We start from the raw sequence: 18,389 nt of genomic DNA on the forward strand, positions 1-18,389 counted from the left end.
TGATTAATTCTTTGTTAGTATAATTTTGGCGTTATCATTTTTTGACACCTGTTCCATGAAGAGACGGTATTCATCGTATTCTTTATTCGAATATTTTCCCTTGTTTAAAAACATCGAACGCTTATAAGTCAGTTTGTTGTTTTCTTTTTTGATGATTTCGGTTTTGTATTCCCCGAACTTTCCTTTCAATTCGAAATTTCCCGGAAGAAACTCCACAGTAAAACCTGCCGGAAGGTTAATTTCGATTTCATCAGAATCCAGATAGCCACGCTGAATCTGAAACGGATTTTTCCTGTTTCGGATTCGTTTTACATTCCCATTGCTCCTATTGAATGCATCAACGGCAAAGATCATCTTATTGGCAGAAATAGTCGCATAATTTATGGCACTGATTTCAACATTCTCCGTAAAACGAATATTTTCCTTATCGTTTGTAAAAGTTATTTTTCCTAATTTCAAATTATTGATATTATCCCAGTATTCTTTGTAATGCGCTTCTTTTTCCGTGGGCTGTAAATGCTCCACTCTTGCTTTTGAGTTATATTGAGATCCGCCGGACACTATTGAAACTGAACCTGAAAAATTACCATTTTCATCTATCGTATAGTGGCCTTTATCGGTTTGATCATTGCCTTTATCTTCGTATATTTTAGTTCGTACAATTACACCGCCTTCAGGCTTCACCACCAGTACATCCCTGTCATCTGTAAATGTTCCCTGATAACCAAAAGGATCGTCCTGGCTTGTACATTCAAGCCATGTGTAATTATCCCCTGTCGGAATTGCCAATATCATGTGGTTTCCCTGCATCGAAACAAAATCAGACTGGATATTTCTTTTATAACTATCACCATATAAAATAGTGTTGTATGAAGGAACATCGACAGCTTCCAGAAGGGCTTTTGTATAATTGGTCAGGGCTTTACAATCACCATAACCCAAACGGTCTACATCAGTGGCAAGCATTGGTTTCCATCCTCCGATACCAATCGCAATATTTACATATCTTGATTTTTTCTGAACATAATCATAGATGATTTTTGCTTTTTTAACGGGATCTTTTTCATTACCGACCAGAGCTTTTATTTTTGTTTTGGTTTCTTCCGGCAAAATAGTAGTTCCGGTTAGAATTTTATCACCGTACCATTTACCGAATGCTTCCCATGTTTTTGCTGTTCCATCTACACCTTCCAGATGAAAATTTTCCAGACCCATCATTACTCTTGGAAAAAGATCTGAGAAAGAAGGGCTGTAATCTTCCGGTTTCTGCGCTAAAATGTTAGTTCCGACATAAGATAGCCTGGTATCCGTATCTATTGTTTTTTTGATATTAAGACCGGCAAATTGAAATTCTTTCTTTTTAAATCCGAGGTTGTTCGGGTAAGTAACATTTAAAATGCATTTCTCGACACTCAGATTATAACCGCCCAAAAAGTACCATTGCGGTATAAAGGCCGTATTTGAAGTTTCAGTTTCACTGGTATAAACTACCGTAAAGGGATAGGATATCGGGGTATATTCCAGAAAAAGAATCCGACTGTCTGAAAAAAGAGTGCTTCCTCCTACCGTGCTTTGATCCTTAAAATCTTTTCTTTTGATTTTTTTTAGTTCCTTACCAAAAGCATCATACACTACAGCTTCAATATTTTTTACAGAAGTTGTTTTATCGTAGTTCTGATAGGCATCAATGTCGCTTAGTCCTTTCTCATTAAAAACAGATACGACTCTTTGCGTTTTAATGTTCATGCTGCGTTGCGATTCAATGGTAATATCCATCTGATCTAAACGAACAACTGCATCCGCATTTTCTTTGAGACTGTCAGAAATAGAAATGGTAGTATATTCAGTCTTTTGAGCAAAAGAAATGAAGGAAAATAAGAAAAAAAACAACGCGCAATATGGCTTTTTCATTAACAGGGAATTTCGCCAAATATATACCAATTTTAGAAATCCTTAACATATCTTTAAGAATATTTACACTCTGTTTTTGCTGTCTATTAAAATGGTAACCGGACCGTCATTTAAAAGCCTGACTTTCATGTCCGCACCAAAGATTCCTGCCTGTACTTTTTTATTAAACTCCTTCTCCAGAGTGGTTATGAAGTTCTCGTACATTGGAATAGCAAATTCCGGTTTTGCTGCTTTTATATACGAAGGACGATTTCCTTTTTTGGTAGCTGCATGTAAGGTAAACTGGCTTACAACAATAATGTCACCATCGACATCCTCAACAGAACAATTCATGACCTCGTTTTCATCACCGAAAATCCTCATTTTTATGATTTTCCCAGCCAGCCAGTCGATGTCTTCCTGCGTATCGGCGTCTTCGATTCCGACTAAAACCAGTAAACCTTTTTGAATATCAGCTGTTTTATTTCCGTCAACTGTAACTGATGCTTCTGAAACTCTTTGAAGAACAACTCTCATACTAATTGTGAATTTTGAATGGTAAATTGTGAATTTATTTTGCAGTTAGTTTTTGTTTAGATGTAATAATAATTGACGCTAAAATTTTATTTATTTCAATAATATCCGATTTTATGGATTGGAATTGAGCATCATTCAAATAACCAGACTGAAACAACAATTCTAACCAATAATCTGTTTCATTGGCTTCTTTTTGTGCGATTGCAAGTTTATGAATGAAATCTTTTTTACTTTCTGCTTGTTCAGACTCGCGAACTAAAGCCCCTATTGCTGTTCCACTTCGAAGCAATTGTTTACTTAAAATAAATTCTTTTTTTTCTTCATTCAAAAATTGAAATAATTTAATAATCCTTAAAGCAAAATTAAAAGACTTTGTTTTTATTACATTATCTGCCATAATTCACATTTCACCATTTACAATTTACAATTTACAATTTATCACTATTTCCTCAACTCATCACTTGCTTTTCGGTCTTCGTCATAAGAGTCGGTACGATAATTTTCATCATCGCCTTCGAGGATTTTTAAATAACTATTGTAACGGGACCAAGCGATCTCGTCTCTTTCCAATGCGGCTTTTATGGCGCAATGCGGTTCTTCTTTATGCAGACAGTTATTAAACTTGCATTGGTCTTTTAGTTTAAAAAACTCAGGAAAGTAACCACTGATTTCTTCTTTTTCCATGTCTACGATCCCAAAACCTTTAATTCCGGGTGTATCAATGATTTTGGCATTAAAAGACAAGTCGTACATCTCCGCAAAGGTGGTCGTGTGCTGTCCTTGTTTACTGGCTTCAGAAATGGTTTTGGTTTTAAGATGCAGGGAAGGTTCCATCGCATTAACCAGAGTGGATTTTCCGACACCTGAATGTCCGGAGAACATACTTACCTTACCAATCATCATTTCTTTTAATTCCTCAACCCCTTTCATTTCTGTAGAAGAAACACGAAGGCATTTATACCCGATCTGCTGATACACGTATTGCATGTACAATTGATCTTCCAGCGTTGGTTCGTCAAAAGTATCTATTTTATTAAAAACCAGAATCGTTTCAATATTGTATGCTTCGGCAGTTACCAGAAAACGGTCTATAAAATTGAAGGTTGTCGGCGGATTATTAATGGTAATCAATAAAAACACACGATCAATATTCGACGCAATAATATGCATCTGATGCGATAAATTAACCGATTTACGAACGATGTAATTCTTTCTTTCGTGAATATTAAAAATCGTTCCCGTTACGGCATCAGAAGTTTCTTCGAGTTCATAATCGACAATATCGCCTACAGCAATAGGATTGGTACTTTTGATCCCTTTCATCCTGAACTTTCCTTTCATACGGCATTCTATAAAATCACCTTTTTCAGATTTTACGGTGTACCAGCTTCCTGTAGATTTATAAACGAGTCCTGTCATTCAAATTGTAGATTTCAGATTTTAGATTTTAGATGTATTCTTAAAAACTAAAAAATATTAAAAGGCAAAATTACGTTTTTAGAATTGAACAACGCAACTTCGCCTTTTAAAATTAAAAAACAGCTCCTAAAACGGACTCATTTACCAAATAATTTCGGCCAGAATTTCATTTTCTTTGATTTTCCCTAACTGAATTGTTTTTAAAGTTTTGGAAGTTTTTCCGGCTCTGGTCGTATAAATTTCTACCATAACAGTTGCCGGGCCGCTTTCGGTTAATTCTCTTTCGCCAAAATAATTGGTTTTAATCTGATATTTGCCTTTTATCGCATTTCGGATTAAATATTGTTCCGGCCCGTAGCCTTGTGTAAAATCTTTAGAAAATCGCGCTCCGGCTTGTGTACTTCTGTGTCCGTAAAAACATTCTTCGCCATTAGGTTCAATAATATGCAAATCCAAATCGACATCCATCAGGTTCCAGTTCATAATAATTCGGATATCAACCGGCATTTTATCCAGGTACTTTTTATCCAGCTTACCCGTTTTCAGATTTTTGTGTTCGATCATCAGCCGATTAATATCCATAAGGATGATATCTTCTACACCTTCGTATTGCCCGCTCATTTCTCCGTAATAATTCACTTCCAGTGCTTTAATCAATTGGTCGAAAGCTTCCTGATATTTTCCTGCATCTTCCAGGGCCAAAGCATAATCCCTAAGGCTCTGTGGTTCATGTGCTCTCCATTTTGCAATTTTTCCTGCCGTAAACAAAGCATCATCAAAATCCTTCCATTGACGCAGCGTATAGGTTAAGGTTTTATAAAGCTGATGGTTTTCGAGTCCTAAATCGGCAATGTTGCTAATGATCTGCAATGCTTTTCTGACATCACCCTGGTTGTAAAAAAAGTGCGCCACATCAAAATAAAAAGCAGGGTTTCTTTCCTGTGCATTTCTTAATTCAAAATACAGAGCATATTGTTTTTCTTTCGGCGCAGAAGCCAGCGCTTTTAAATACAAGCGATCCGGATTCCAGGTTTTAGGTTCATTTTCGATTTCATTTGATTCTGCATATTCCACGTCTTCATCTTCGACATCTGAATCTTTTTTAGCATCAGAAATGGCTTCGTTCTCACTGCTGATCATTTGATCACTGGTTACTGATGGCGCTATTTGAACTCCGGCCACTTTACCGGCAAGCGCTACTGGCATACTGGCATTATTAGAAATACTTTCTTGTGAAACCACCTGAGTAGAATACCCAACTGATTTACGTGCTCTGGTAGTGCCCAATGCCGTTACGACCACTTCTTGTAAGTGTTGTGAACTCTCTCGTAACTGAACCCTGATCTGATTGTTTCTGCCCACATTCACCTGAGAAGATTCATAGCCAATGAAGCCCACATTCAGATTACTGTTTTCGGGAGCCTGTATCGTAAATTTACCCTCAAAATCAGTATTCACTCCTCCTCTTTCCCCATTTATACGAACCACAGCTCCGGGTAACGGCAAGCCCTGAGCATCGACAATAACGCCCGAAATAAATCCTGCCGGAACTCTTGTACTTCTGCTGGAACTCACATTTGAACCACTGTTATTCGGTCTTCGGGGATGTCTAACTTTTACCTTTGGCTGCTGTTTTGGAGCTGTATATTTAAGATCTTGCTTCCACCAGGAATTTAATGTGGCAAAATAATCTTCAATACTTTCCCAATTATTTTTTTGTGCGGCCAAATTAGTATCCTGTTCCTGTTTCTTCATTCGATCAAATTCGGCACGCAATTCTGCAGGCGGTACGATATCGTAAGCGATATAATCGCGGATATCTTCCAGAACAATCAGGGAGGTGTTTTTGGTTATAATTCCGTATTTCTTGCCCAGAAGTTCGATTTCATCTGCATTTTTCTCATATTGCAAATCGAGATTGGCTATTTTTTTCTGGGCCCAGAGTTTTTCAATATTGACATCTGCTGTATTTTGAGCAACAGCATCCAGAGAGATTTTTCGCTCCACAACCACAGTATTATTATAACCAAACAACAAGATGATTTCACTTTTCGGATTGAGGGAAATACCGGAAAAACTAAAACTCCCCGAAACCGAAGTACCTTTCATTGGAAATAAATCCGTGATGGTGTAATTTTCCTTTATTCCTAAAAATTTCAAATTATTGTTTACCAGCTTATCTAAAGCATTTGTCTCATTCAATTGATTCAGATTGATAAAATTACCGCCGGTTTTCATGGCAGCAAAATTCAGGAAAGCAAAATCAGAAGAAACAGAAGACGTAATCGTATAAACCGGAATACTTGTTTTCGGCAAAACATTTTCGCTCAAAGAAGATAATCCATCCGAAAAAAACAAAAATTCATCATGGACTGGAAAATTTATTTGTGAAAAACGGGTGCCGCCGTCGTATTTTGTATTTTGTAAAACGGATTTTAATTCCGTCCAGTTACCGTCTGAAATCACAAATTCCTTTTGTTTTTCGAATGTATAATTTAAAAAATATAAGGTTACTTTGGTATTTTTTATTTTTTGAAAATAGGCATCAAGTAAATTCAGTTCCTTTTTTAAATCGCGTGTTTTACAGCTCAAAGAATTATCCCAGACCAAACCAATCGAGGCTGGCGCTTTTTTAGCAACTTTATTTCCTTCTACAAACGTATTTCCGTAAAAATAATATTGACCTCCCAAATTCTGCATCAGTACACTTGGCGCATTTTCCTGTATCGGAATATTAAAAAGTAATTTTTCGGAAGGCTGATAATTTTCTTTTTTGAAAGAAGTCTGAAAAGACTGATTCCATTTTGAAAAAACAATCTGCTCACCAGAGTTTTCATTCACCGTCGGCGAAGCGGCAGTTCCCAAAACGGAAACATTAATTTCAAATTTATCCAGCTTTTTTGGGTAACGGCTCACCAGCTGATACGCAAGATTGTTTTTATCGAAAGCAGAAAGTTCTTCTTCGTAGCCAATAATAACGATTCGTTCGCCATTTGGCATTAAGGGATAAATTCTCGTTCTAAAATTATTTCCATCTACCTTTTCCAACAATCCCGGATCAACGCGACGATGTTCGATCGCTTCGAAAACCTGTTTTCCTTTGTTTTTATTTACCGGAACGGCTTCACGCATTTTCCCGTTGATATCAATGGCATATCTGGAAACCGAAACATTTTCCGGCAACGGAAAAATAAGCTCCGCTTCCATCTGACGGCTGCCCGAATTAAAAAAATGCATCTCAGCAGTGGTGTAAGCAATATTCCCAACCACTTTTACATTGACAATAAGCTGACTCATTCTGACACTTTCCGCGGCATCACCTTTTACAGTCAATTCAGGGCTCTGTGCAAAAGTTTTCGTTCCTGCGAACAATAAAACAAAAAGGAATAATTTCAGGATTCCCTGAAAAATTTCGGGCTTCGATAAACAGATTTTCGATTTCATAACATAGAAGTTAAGGTTGTATATAACTATAGAGTATATAAAATCTAAAAAGGTTGGAATAGATTATAAAAAAAATTAAACCATATAAGGTATATAAGAAATATTAGTTCAGAATTGAAATTAAAAGCCTTGAAAAACATAGCCCAAGGTTTTAACCTTGGGGACAAAGATTCGCGATTCAAAAAGATTGCGAACATTGATTGCATCCCAAGGTTAAAACCTTGGGCTATGTGTATATAGAAAATTCTATTTAACCTTCTATAACCTATATCCTTTAAAACCAAAAAAAATCTCCAAAGCCTTACAGCAATAGAGATTTTAAAATTTTTACCATATAAGTGATATAATAAAATTTATGCGAAACGTTTATAAAACGCAAATAAAATTATATCACTTATAGGATTTAGAAGAAATTAGGCATTGAAAATTTTTTCCTGGTGCCCAATACTTTCCTGGTGAATGGCTTTGAACATTCTCAAAACGAACTCTTCCGTAAGTCCTTTTTTCTCGCCTTCCAAAATCATTTTTCCTAAGATTTCGTTCCAACGGTTGTTTTGAAGAATGGCAACGTTGGCGTCTTTTTTCACCTGACCAATTTCGTCCGCTACCTTCATACGTTTTCCTAATAACTCTAATAAGTTAGCATCCAAAACATCGATGTTAGCTCTTAGTTTCGTCATTTTAGAAGTGTACTGATCTGTCGTATCATCCGTTTTTCTGATCGTCAGATCTTTGATGATTTGTTTAAGGGCATCCGGAGTAACTTGTTGCGCAGCATCCGACCAGGCGTTGTCCGGATCGTAATGTGTTTCGATGATCATACCATCGTAGTTCAAATCCAAAGCTTCCTGCGTTACTTCGAAAATCATTTTACGATCTCCTGTAATATGGGAAGGATCTATGATTAATGGTAAATCAGGGAATTTATTCTGCAATTCGATTGCAATCTGCCATTCCGGGATATTTCTGTATTTTGTTTTTTCGTAAGTAGAGAAACCTCTGTGAATAACTCCCAATTTCTCGATTCCGGCCATGTGTAAACGTTCTACACCACCTAACCATAAAGCCAAATCAGGGTTTACAGGGTTTTTAACCAAAACGATTTTATCTGTTCCTTTCAAAGTATCCGCAATTTCCTGAACGGCGAACGGGTTTGCAGTCGTACGCGCACCCACCCATAAAACGTCGATATCATGTTCTAAAGCCAGTTTACAGTGTGCTGCAGTCGCAACTTCAGTACCCATCAATAAACCAGTTTCTTTTTTAGCTTTTTGTAACCATTTCAAACCAATTTCTCCAACACCTTCAAATCCTCCCGGACGCGTTCTTGGTTTCCATATTCCGGCTCTGAACACACTTACTTTTGAATCTTTCAACTCATGAGCGATTTTCAAAACCTGATCTTCCGTTTCTGCACTACATGGTCCGGCTATCACAAGTGGGTGATTTAAATTGAAATCCTCTAACCACTTTCTCATTTCTTTCTTATTTTCCATCTTTTTTTTAGTTTATTTTTATTTTTTAATTGTTAATCCGTTTAATATCTCTTTAATTTTATTCGTGCTTTCCATTTCTTCAAAAATGGCATTGTAATTTTCTTCTTTTAACAAATCCCTAAACCGACTGAGGTTTGAAATATATTCTTCTAATGTTTCAATGACATGTTCTTTGTTTTGCTTAAAAATCGGTGTCCACATGGCTGGCGAACTCTTTGCTAAACGAACGGTGCTTTCGAAACCACTTCCCGCCATATCAAAAATATCCTGTTCGTCTTTTTCTTTGTTCATTACCGTTTTTCCGAGCATAAAGGAACTAATGTGCGACAAATGCGAAACGTAAGCAATGTGTTTGTCGTGTGAAGTCGGATCCATATATCGAATCCGCATTCCGATTTCGCTAAAAAGCTTCAATGCCTTTTCCTGCAATTTGAAAGTGGTTTTTTCCACCTCACAAATAATATTCGTTTTCCCCTGAAACAATCCTTTTATCGCTGCCGATGGTCCGGAAAATTCTGTTCCTGCAATGGGATGCGTTGCGATAAAATTTCTTCTTTTCGGGTGACCCGCCACTGCATCACAAATCGGTTTTTTAGTAGATCCCACTTCAAAAACAATGGTTTTATCACCTACCGAATCCAGTACTTTTGGCAAAATGGTCAGGGCAACATCTACGGGAACCGAAACAATCACAAAATCAGCTTCAGCCAATGCTTCGAAACTTCCAGCCTGATCAATAACACCTAAATCAATCGCTTCCTGCAAATGTTTTTCGTTACTGTCTATTCCAAAAATAGTCGCGTCCGGATGTTTTTCTTTGATGTCCAGCACCATCGATCCGCCTATTAACCCTATTCCTATTACGTATACTTTCATATTTATTTTTATTAGAAGCTATTTCCTGCTATCCGCTATATCTTTTCCGCCGAAACCCGGCACAAAAGGATGCCGCTTCTATCAGGGCTAGGGCTTCTCGTTTTTTCCAAGACCTTTTTGATTTAAGTGTCACCCTGAGCGAAGTCGAAGGCTTATAAAACCAGAACGGGCTTCGACTTCGCTCAGCCTGACAGTCCATATCAAAAATCTTTATTCTTTATTCTTTATTCTAAAACCTATCTATCGCTTCCTGTACTTTTTCTTCTTTCACACACAACGAGAATCTGATGTATCCTTCCCCATTGCTTCCGAAGATGGTTCCCGGTGTAATGAAAATATGTTTCTCGTATAATATTTCGTCAATGAACTTTTCTGCCGATTCGATTCCTTCCGGCAATTTCGCCCAGACAAAAAGTCCTACTCCCTCTTTATACACTTTGCAGCCTAATTTTTCGGCTAATTTTTCTGTTAATTCTCTACGGCGTCTGTAAATTTTGTTTTGGTCTTCGAACCAGGATTTGTCACAATTCAAAGCCGCGATTGCCCCTTTCTGAATTCCGTAGAACATGCCGCTGTCCATATTGCTTTTTACTTTCAGGACTGCATCGATAATTTCAGGTTTCCCTAAAACCATTCCGACTCTCCAGCCGGCCATGTTGAACGTTTTGCTTAATGAATTCAGTTCTAAAGCCACTTCTTTTGCCCCTTCCACCTGCAATAAACTCATCGGATTATCATTCAGAACAAAACTATACGGATTATCATTTACCAGTAATATGTTGTGTTTTTTAGCAAAGGCAACCAATTTTTCAAATAACGCTAAACTTCCTCTGGCTCCTGTTGGCATGTGCGGATAACCCAGCCACATGATTTTTACTTTCGATAGATCCAGTTTTTCCAAAGCTTCGAAATCCGGTTCCCAGGCATTGGCTTCTTTCAGATCATAATAAACCGGAACCGCTCCTACCAGATTAGTTACCGAAGTATAGGTCGGATAACCCGGATTCGGAATTAAAACGTGATCATCTTCATTTAGAAATGCCAGTGAAATGTGCATAATTCCTTCTTTCGAACCCATCAGCGGCAAAATCTCATTATTCGGATTCAACACAACACCAAACTGATCCTGATAAAAATCGGCCATTCCCTTTCTCAATTCCGGTAATCCCTGATAACTCTGATACCCATGCCCGTTTTCATCCAGAATTGCCGCAGCTACTGCTTCAATTACTGCTTTTGACGGACTCAAATCAGGGCTTCCGATTCCCATGTTGATGATCGATTTTCCTTCAGACTGCAGTTGACGCACTTCTCTCAATTTCGAGGAGAAGTAATATTCTTCAACTGTATCTAATCTTTTTGCTGTTGTAATCATTTGTATTTTTTTATTAAAAATGCTTTAGGCTTTAGGCTATATGCTGTATGCTTTTTTTTACCTCTAAACTTCTTTCACCCTGAGCGAAGTCGAAGGCTTTTGAAAACTAAGGGGGCTTCGACTTCGCTCAGCCTGACAATCATTATTTTAAACCTTTGGAATTTGGAATTTCAAAAAATTGGAATTTCACTCTACGGTTTTGTATTCTTATATTCTCCCAGAACTTTTAAATATTCTGCCATAATATTCAGTAATGCTTTGGCTTTTGCAAAGTCTTCGTATTTCTCGAATGTTACATCTACGAAAAACGAATATTTCCAGGGGGTCTCAATTTTTGGAAGCGACTGGATTTTTGTTAAATTCAGTTTGCAATCGCTCATGACATTGAGGACCGCCGCTAAACTTCCTCTTTTATGGTCCAGTTCAAACTTGATCGAAGCCCTGTTGATTTCGGTTTCAGGTAAAAATGAATTCTGTTTTTTAATAATCACGAAACGGGTCATGTTATTTTTGATCGTCTGAATTTCCGGTGCCAGAATTTCCAAATCATACATTTCAGAAGCCGTTTTACTCGCAATGGCAGCGATTCCGGTTAACTGTTTTTCCTGGATTCTTCTGGCGGTTTCGGCTGTATCTTTATCTTCAACCAATTTGATGTTTGGATATTTTTTTAAGAAATCCATACATTGCAACAGTGCCATCGGATGCGAATGAACTTCTTTTATATCCTCCATTTTCTGACCTTTCAGGGCCATTAAATTTTGGTGAATGCTAAGGTAATGTTCTCCGATAATGTGCAGATTATTCTTGTCGATCAACGCATAATTCGGGATAATTGGCCCTGCAATCGAGTTTTCAATTGCCATTACCGCCTGATCCGATTTTCCGGAAAGCAGGCTGTCAATTAATTCTTCAAAGGACAAACACTCATCAATAGCCACATTTTCAGAGAAATACTCCTTTACGACCTGATGGTGGAAAGAACCTTTTATACCTTGTATTGCAATTTTCGTTGTCATATATTCAAAAAAAAATCCTGATTTTCATCAGGATTGTATATTAGTTTTATTTGTCTTTTTTAATTTTCTCAAATAACCATAGCACAATCCTTACTTCTACTAAAGAAGAAATAAAAAGAGTTGCTAAAATAAAAACGGTTATTGGACATTTTGTTTGTGTTTTTCAATAAATTCTCTGCGAATGTATAAATTATTTTCACTGCACCAAAAAAAATATTGCATTTTATGAAACAAAAAAGAATTTCTTAACAAATTACCTGCCTTTTGTAGGATATATGAATAAATCGGCCTTAAAATGCGATTTAGGCAATTGGCTTTGAAGGAGCTGCTTAGATTCTGAGGCACTAAGGTTATGAGAGCCTAACTATATGCTTACTCTTTTGGACCAATTTTTAGGAGAGCGGGAAGTATGAAAAAACAAAAAAAGCAGCTATCATTACAATAACTGCTTTTACTTTAAGAATAAATCTATTCTCTATAATCTATTTTCTTTATTCTAAAAAGAATTAAGACCCACACATTTCACAATCCTCAGGATCAGCTGCTTGTGCTTTTAGCAACATTGCTTTGTAATCCTCAACACTGATTGGTTCTGTTTCCGGAACTAAAGTTGCTGATGCTGGTGTTGCTTCTTCTTTTTTATCGTTGTTTAAGGTGAATTTGATTGCATCTACCGCAGATTTTGTTCTTAGGTAGTACATTCCTGTTTTTAAACCGGATTGCCATGCGTAGAAGTGCATAGACGTTAGTTTAGAGAAATTAGCATCCTGCATAAACAAATTCAATGATTGCGACTGGTCAATAAAATAACCTCTCTGACGTGACATATCCAAAATATCTTTCATAGACATTTCCCAAACTGTTTTATACAATTCTTTGATATCGTCCGGAATTCCGTTAATGTTCTGAACAGATCCGTTATGACGCATAATTTCCTGTTTCAATGATTCATTCCAGATTCCTAATTTCACTAAGTCTTCCAGTAAATGTTTGTTTACCACGATGAATTCTCCTGAAAGCGTTCTTCTTGTGTAGATGTTAGAAGTATAAGGCTCGAAAGCTTCATTGTTTCCTAAAATCTGAGAAGTGGATGCAGTTGGCATCGGCGCTACTAGTAAAGAGTTACGAACTCCGTGCTCTACTACTTCCTTACGTAAGGAAGCCCAGTCCCAGCGTCCTGACAATTCTTCATCTTTCATTCCCCACATATTGTATTGGAATTCTCCTTTTGACATTGGAGATCCTTCAAATGTAGAGTATGGCCCTTCTACTTTTGCCAGTTCCATAGAAGCGGTAACAGCAGCAAAGTATAACGTTTCGAAAATTTCATGGTTCAGCTGTTTTGCTTCGTCACTTGTAAAAGGCATTCTTAACATGATAAAAGCATCTGCAAGACCCTGAACTCCCAAACCAATTGGTCTGTGACGTACATTGGAGTTTTCAGCTTCTTTTACCGGGTAATAGTTTCTGTCAATTACTTTATTTAAGTTGAATGTCACACGTTTGGTAACATCAAATAATTTTTGGTGATCAAATTTCCCGTTCTCCACAAACATTGGCAATGAAATCGAAGCCAGGTTACAAACCGCAACTTCATCCGGAGACGTGTACTCGATAATTTCAGTACATAAATTGGACGAACGGATTGTTCCTAAATTCTTTTGGTTCGATTTACGGTTAGCCGCATCTTTGTACAACATGTACGGAAGTCCTGTTTCTACCTGAGATTCCAGGATTTTTTCCCAGATTTCTCTCGCTTTAATCGTTTTTCTTCCTTTTCCTTCTGCTTCATAACGTAAATACAAAGCATCAAATTCTTCACTGTGTACTTCTGATAATCCAGGGCATTCGTTAGGACACATTAAAGTCCATGTTGAATCTTCCTGAACTCTTTTCATGAATAAATCCGGAATCCACATTCCAAGAAATAAATCACGGGTTCTCATTTCTTCCTTACCGTGGTTTTTTCTCAAATCAAGGAAATCAAAAATATCAGCATGCCACGGCTCGATGTACATGGCGAAACTTCCTTTACGTTTTCCTCCGCCCTGATCTACATAACGGGCTGTCATGTCGTATACACGAAGCATTGGAACAATTCCGTTTGAAGTTCCGTTAGTTCCGCTGATATAAGAACCGGTAGCTCTAATATTGTGAATTGCCAAACCGATTCCTCCCGCTGATTGCGAAATTTTGGCCGTTTGTTTTAGAGTATCATAAATACCATCAATACTGTCATCTTTCATGGTTAACAAGAAACAAGATGACATTTGAGGTTTTGGTGTTCCGGCATTAAATAATGTTGGTGTAGCGTGCGTAAAGAATTTTTTAGACATCAATTCATACGTTTCAATCGCAGAAGCAATATCATCTTTGTGAATTCCGATAGAAACACGCATCAGCATGTGCTGTGGTCGCTCTACAATCTTTCCGTTTAATTTTAACAGATAAGAACGCTCTAATGTCTTGAATCCAAAATAATCGTAGTTAAAATCACGATTATAAATAATAGTGGAATCCAGAACCTGAGAGTTATTCTTAATTACTTCGTAAACATCATCTGCCAATAGAGGAGCTTCTTTTCCTGTTCTTGGATTAACATAATGATACATATCCGACATCGTTTCCGAGAACGATTTTGTAGTATTAGAATGTAAGTTAGAGATAGCAATACGCGCGGCTAACTGGGCATAATCAGGATGGGCAATAGTCATAGAAGCAGCTGTTTCGGCAGCAAGATTATCCAATTCTGAAGTAGAAACACCATCATACAATCCTTCAATAACCCGCATGGCGACTTTTACAGGATCTACAAGTTCATTAAAACCGTAACACAATTTTTTGATTCTGTCTGTAATCTTATCAAACATTACCGGCTCTTTGCGTCCATCTCTTTTTATTACATACATAAGCTTACTTTTTTATTGTTATTGAAAAAATGAAAGACACTGGAATAACGGATTCCAGTACTTAAACATTGTGTGTTTTATTGTTTTTATTTTGAGAATTACAGGATTCTCAATAGTTACCCGGTTCCAGTTTGAAAAACAAATTGAAAATGAATTAAAATAATTGAATCCGCGATTTGGGATGAGATTCAATCTGAAAATATTGTGTTATAAATTGTATTCTTTTTAGTGCTTTTTGGGGCAATCACTAAAATATTCCTACTGCGCTAAAAATCGGCATCAAAGCTAATTTTCTGAGAATCGCTGTCTCCGCCTGAGCCACTGTTCATTACTCCGGCTTTTTGATATTCTGAAACTCTTTTTTCAAAGAAATTGGTTTTTCCCTGTAAAGATATCATATCCATAAAGTCAAATGGATTTGCAGATCCGTAAACACGGTCACATCCTAACTCTACCAATAATCTGTCTGCCACAAACTCCAGGTACTGAGTCATTAAAACAGCATTCATACCGATTAAACTTACCGGAAGAGATTCCGTCACAAATTCTCTTTCAATATTTAAGGCATCAACGATGATTTCTTTAATTCTCTCCTTCGGAACTTTGTTTACTAAATGATGATTGTGCAAATGCACTGCAAAATCACAATGTACCCCTTCATCACGGGAAATTAATTCATTAGAAAATGTTAAACCTGGCATTAGTCCACGTTTTTTCAACCAGAAAATTGAACAGAAAGCACCTGAGAAAAATATACCTTCAACAGCCGCAAAAGCAATAAGTCTTTCAGCAAACGAATCAGAATCAATCCACTTCAAAGCCCATTCTGCTTTTTTACCGATAGCAGGAAAAACTTCCAGTGCATTAAACAGTTCCGCTTTTTCCGCTTCATCTTTAACATAGGTATCAATAAGAAGGGAATACGTTTCACTGTGAATATTTTCCATCATGATCTGAAAACCATAGAAAAATTTCGCTTCGGCATACTGAACTTCGTTTACAAAGTTTTCTGCAAGGTTTTCATTTACAATTCCGTCAGAAGCAGCAAAAAAAGCTAAAATGTGTTTTACGAAATAACGTTCGTCATCTGACAGCTTATTATTCCAGTCATTTAAGTCCTGGTGCAAATCAATTTCTTCTGCAGTCCAAAAGCTCGCTTCCATCTTCTTGTACCAATCCCAAATATCATGGTGTTTGATAGGAAAAATTACGAAACGATTCTTATTTTCTTGTAAAATTGGCTCGACTTGTGACATGGCTTTTATGTTTATTTTTTGTATTGAATTTTTGCTGATTCAGTAGAGTACAAAGATTGTCATTTGTTGGCGAAAATAAAAGCCAAACTTATTCACAATTGGTCGTAGTTTTTAACAACGGACAAAAAGTATGATATTTTTCAGACAATAATTAAATATTTGTAAATGAGTACTTTAATATTGTCATTACTACCTTAACCCCCCGTAAAATATAGACTTTTTACAATAAAAAGCAAGAAATTTTTAATTGTTTTTAAAAGTTTTTTTTTTGAGTTAAAACTTTATTTTTTGAGTTAAAATATACCCTTTTAAAGTCGTAACTAGAGGCTCCGGATTTTACGATTTTTTGAGTTCTTCGGCTACTTTTTCAAGTTCCATATACCAGTCCTGACCGAAACGGCGAATCAGGGCTTCTTTGACAAATTTATATACCGGAACTTCTAATTCTTTACCCAAAGAACAGGCATCATCACAGATATCCCATTTATCATAATTGACTGCCGCAAACTCCGTGAAGTCTTTTACACGAATTGGATACAAATGACAGGAAACTGGTTTTTTCCAGTCCACGATGCCTTGGTTGTAAGCCTGCTCGATTCCGCAAAGTGCTGTTTTCCCGTCAAAAATAACGTAAGCACAATCTTTATTGTCTATTAATGGTGTTTCAAGATCACCATCTGTTCCTTTTACCCAGGTGCCCTGCGCTTCAATAGCGGCAATTCCCTCTTTTCTTAAAAAAGGTTTGACCTTTGGATAAATTTCTTCCATGATTTTAGTTTCTGCTTCACTCAAAGGTGCACCGGCATCTCCGTCAACACAGCAGGCTCCTTTACAAGCTGACAAGTTGCACACAAATTCTTTTTCAAGAATATCTTCTGAAATAATGGTTTTTCCTAGTTGAAACATGATATTAAAATACTGAAATTTATAAAGTGCAAAGATAGGCAAAGAAAACAGATGAAAGGAGATTAAATTCTAACCACATCATCGTTGGAGTCTAACCGCAAAGAGCGCAAAGTTTCCCGCAAGGATCGCGAAGTTTTATCATCAACAAGAAACTAATCTTTATAGCGCTACAAACTATTTGATTCTAAGCCGGTGCCCTTTGCGAAAAATCTTTGCGAATCTTTGTGGTGAGAATATCATTTTGTTATAAAAATCATTATTTTAATCTGTATTACATGTTTTTATAACAAAAATACAAGACGGCTGATTTTATCAAAAAAAGGCCTGACTTTATTATCTACCTTTGCATATCTTTAAACACTAAATAGAAAAAAGTATGTTAGAAATTGATTTTAAGGAAATTATCACTGTTGGAATGGTACTTTTTGCAGTAATTGATATCGTTGGATCTATTCCGATCATTGTAAACCTAAGAGCAAAAGTGGGCCACATCGAATCTGAAAAAGCTTCTATTGTAGCCGGACTGATCATGATCGTTTTTCTTTTCGTTGGAGAAGGTTTTTTAAGTCTTATCGGTATCGATGTGCATTCGTTTGCCGTTGCAGGTTCTTTTGTATTGTTTTTTCTGGCTTTGGAGATGATTCTGGGAATCCGGATTTATCGTGATGAAGAACCTGGATCCGCTTCTATAGTTCCGTTAGCATTTCCGTTAATTGCCGGAGCGGGAACTATGACTACTTTACTTTCCCTTCGTTCTCAATTTCATACTATTAATATTATTATCGCCATATTATTAAATATCATTCTGGTTTATGTAGTTTTGAAATCCTCAAAAAAAATCGAAACTTTATTAGGAGAAAACGGACTTGGCGTGGTGCGCAAGACATTTGGAGTAATACTTTTAGCAATTGCTGTTAAATTATTCGCTGCTAATGTTAAAGGTTTGTTCGTCTAACGGATATTTTTATAAATTTACCCCATAAAATTTAAAAAATACAATTTTGCGGCAATCCCTGCCGGAAGAATTTTACTTTACTATTTTAGACAAACAAACAGCCATTATGAAAATTTTCACTTCAATCTTAGTGCTTTTAGCATTAGCTTTAATTGTTTTTAATATTACGTTGCTTGACTTTAAAAACCCTTTCCAGGGTGACAGTGCAGTAGCTTTTATTGGAATAGCAGCTTCCTTTTGCGCCGTTTTGATTCTATTGATTTTTAGAATTTCCAAAAAAATAGAAGAAAAAACAAACGGCAGATAA

General features: G+C 36.7%; 14 protein-coding genes. 2 read left to right on the plus strand and 12 right to left on the minus strand.

Annotated elements, in window-relative coordinates; genetic code table 11:
• Positions 1-3 precede the first annotated feature (3 nt).
• The 12 genes from LPB89_RS18150 to LPB89_RS18205 all read right to left on the minus strand — a co-directional run bounded on the left by LPB89_RS18150 (position 4) and on the right by LPB89_RS18205 (position 17,127).
• Positions 4-1,911, minus strand: a complete 1,908-nt coding sequence (locus LPB89_RS18150) for a DUF3857 domain-containing protein (protein WP_230703101.1) — start codon at positions 1,909-1,911, stop codon at positions 4-6.
• Positions 1,912-1,974: 63 nt separating this feature from the next.
• The gene (gene dtd, locus LPB89_RS18155) at positions 1,975-2,427 is read right to left on the minus strand and encodes a D-aminoacyl-tRNA deacylase (RefSeq protein ID WP_230703102.1); all 453 of its coding nucleotides are present in this window, start codon (positions 2,425-2,427) and stop codon (positions 1,975-1,977) included.
• A 34-nt stretch (positions 2,428-2,461) separates the two neighbouring features.
• Positions 2,462-2,824, minus strand: a complete 363-nt coding sequence (locus LPB89_RS18160; protein ID WP_230703103.1) for a four helix bundle protein — start codon at positions 2,822-2,824, stop codon at positions 2,462-2,464.
• A gap of 44 nt (positions 2,825-2,868) precedes the next feature.
• Positions 2,869-3,846 carry a ribosome small subunit-dependent GTPase A gene (rsgA, locus tag LPB89_RS18165; protein ID WP_154341469.1) on the minus strand — a complete coding sequence of 326 codons (978 nt, stop codon included), beginning with the start codon at positions 3,844-3,846 and terminating at the stop codon, positions 2,869-2,871.
• A 141-nt stretch (positions 3,847-3,987) separates the two neighbouring features.
• Positions 3,988-7,290: a VIT domain-containing protein gene (locus tag LPB89_RS18170; protein ID WP_230703104.1), complete on the minus strand. Its 3,303-nt coding sequence runs from the start codon at positions 7,288-7,290 to the stop codon at positions 3,988-3,990.
• Positions 7,291-7,703: 413 nt separating this feature from the next.
• On the minus strand, positions 7,704-8,786 hold the full coding sequence (locus LPB89_RS18175; RefSeq protein ID WP_127340456.1) for a bifunctional 3-deoxy-7-phosphoheptulonate synthase/chorismate mutase type II: 1,083 nt from the start codon (positions 8,784-8,786) through the stop codon (positions 7,704-7,706).
• Positions 8,787-8,804: 18 nt separating this feature from the next.
• Positions 8,805-9,662: a prephenate dehydrogenase gene (locus LPB89_RS18180; protein ID WP_230703105.1), complete on the minus strand. Its 858-nt coding sequence runs from the start codon at positions 9,660-9,662 to the stop codon at positions 8,805-8,807.
• A gap of 229 nt (positions 9,663-9,891) precedes the next feature.
• On the minus strand, positions 9,892-11,037 hold the full coding sequence (locus tag LPB89_RS18185) for a pyridoxal phosphate-dependent aminotransferase (RefSeq protein WP_230703106.1): 1,146 nt from the start codon (positions 11,035-11,037) through the stop codon (positions 9,892-9,894).
• Positions 11,038-11,228: 191 nt separating this feature from the next.
• Positions 11,229-12,056, minus strand: coding sequence for a prephenate dehydratase (locus LPB89_RS18190; protein WP_230703107.1), 828 nt, complete (start codon positions 12,054-12,056; stop codon positions 11,229-11,231).
• 506 nt (positions 12,057-12,562) lie between these two features.
• Positions 12,563-14,965: a ribonucleoside-diphosphate reductase subunit alpha gene (locus tag LPB89_RS18195; protein WP_230703108.1), complete on the minus strand. Its 2,403-nt coding sequence runs from the start codon at positions 14,963-14,965 to the stop codon at positions 12,563-12,565.
• A gap of 266 nt (positions 14,966-15,231) precedes the next feature.
• The gene (locus tag LPB89_RS18200) at positions 15,232-16,221 is read right to left on the minus strand and encodes a ribonucleotide-diphosphate reductase subunit beta (protein WP_154341476.1); all 990 of its coding nucleotides are present in this window, start codon (positions 16,219-16,221) and stop codon (positions 15,232-15,234) included.
• 336 nt (positions 16,222-16,557) lie between these two features.
• The gene (locus LPB89_RS18205) at positions 16,558-17,127 is read right to left on the minus strand and encodes a DUF3109 family protein (protein ID WP_230703109.1); all 570 of its coding nucleotides are present in this window, start codon (positions 17,125-17,127) and stop codon (positions 16,558-16,560) included.
• A 376-nt stretch (positions 17,128-17,503) separates the two neighbouring features.
• Here LPB89_RS18205 and LPB89_RS18210 point away from each other — a divergent pair, with 376 nt between their 5' ends.
• A complete protein-coding gene (locus LPB89_RS18210; protein WP_230703110.1) occupies positions 17,504-18,082 on the plus strand; it encodes a MarC family protein in 579 nt (192 codons plus the stop codon).
• A 106-nt stretch (positions 18,083-18,188) separates the two neighbouring features.
• The gene (locus LPB89_RS18215) at positions 18,189-18,389 is read left to right on the plus strand and encodes a hypothetical protein (protein ID WP_047778985.1); all 201 of its coding nucleotides are present in this window, start codon (positions 18,189-18,191) and stop codon (positions 18,387-18,389) included.

The organism is Flavobacterium sp. ENC (assembly GCF_020991415.1).
In the GTDB taxonomy this organism is placed as follows: Bacteria; Bacteroidota; Bacteroidia; order Flavobacteriales; family Flavobacteriaceae; genus Flavobacterium.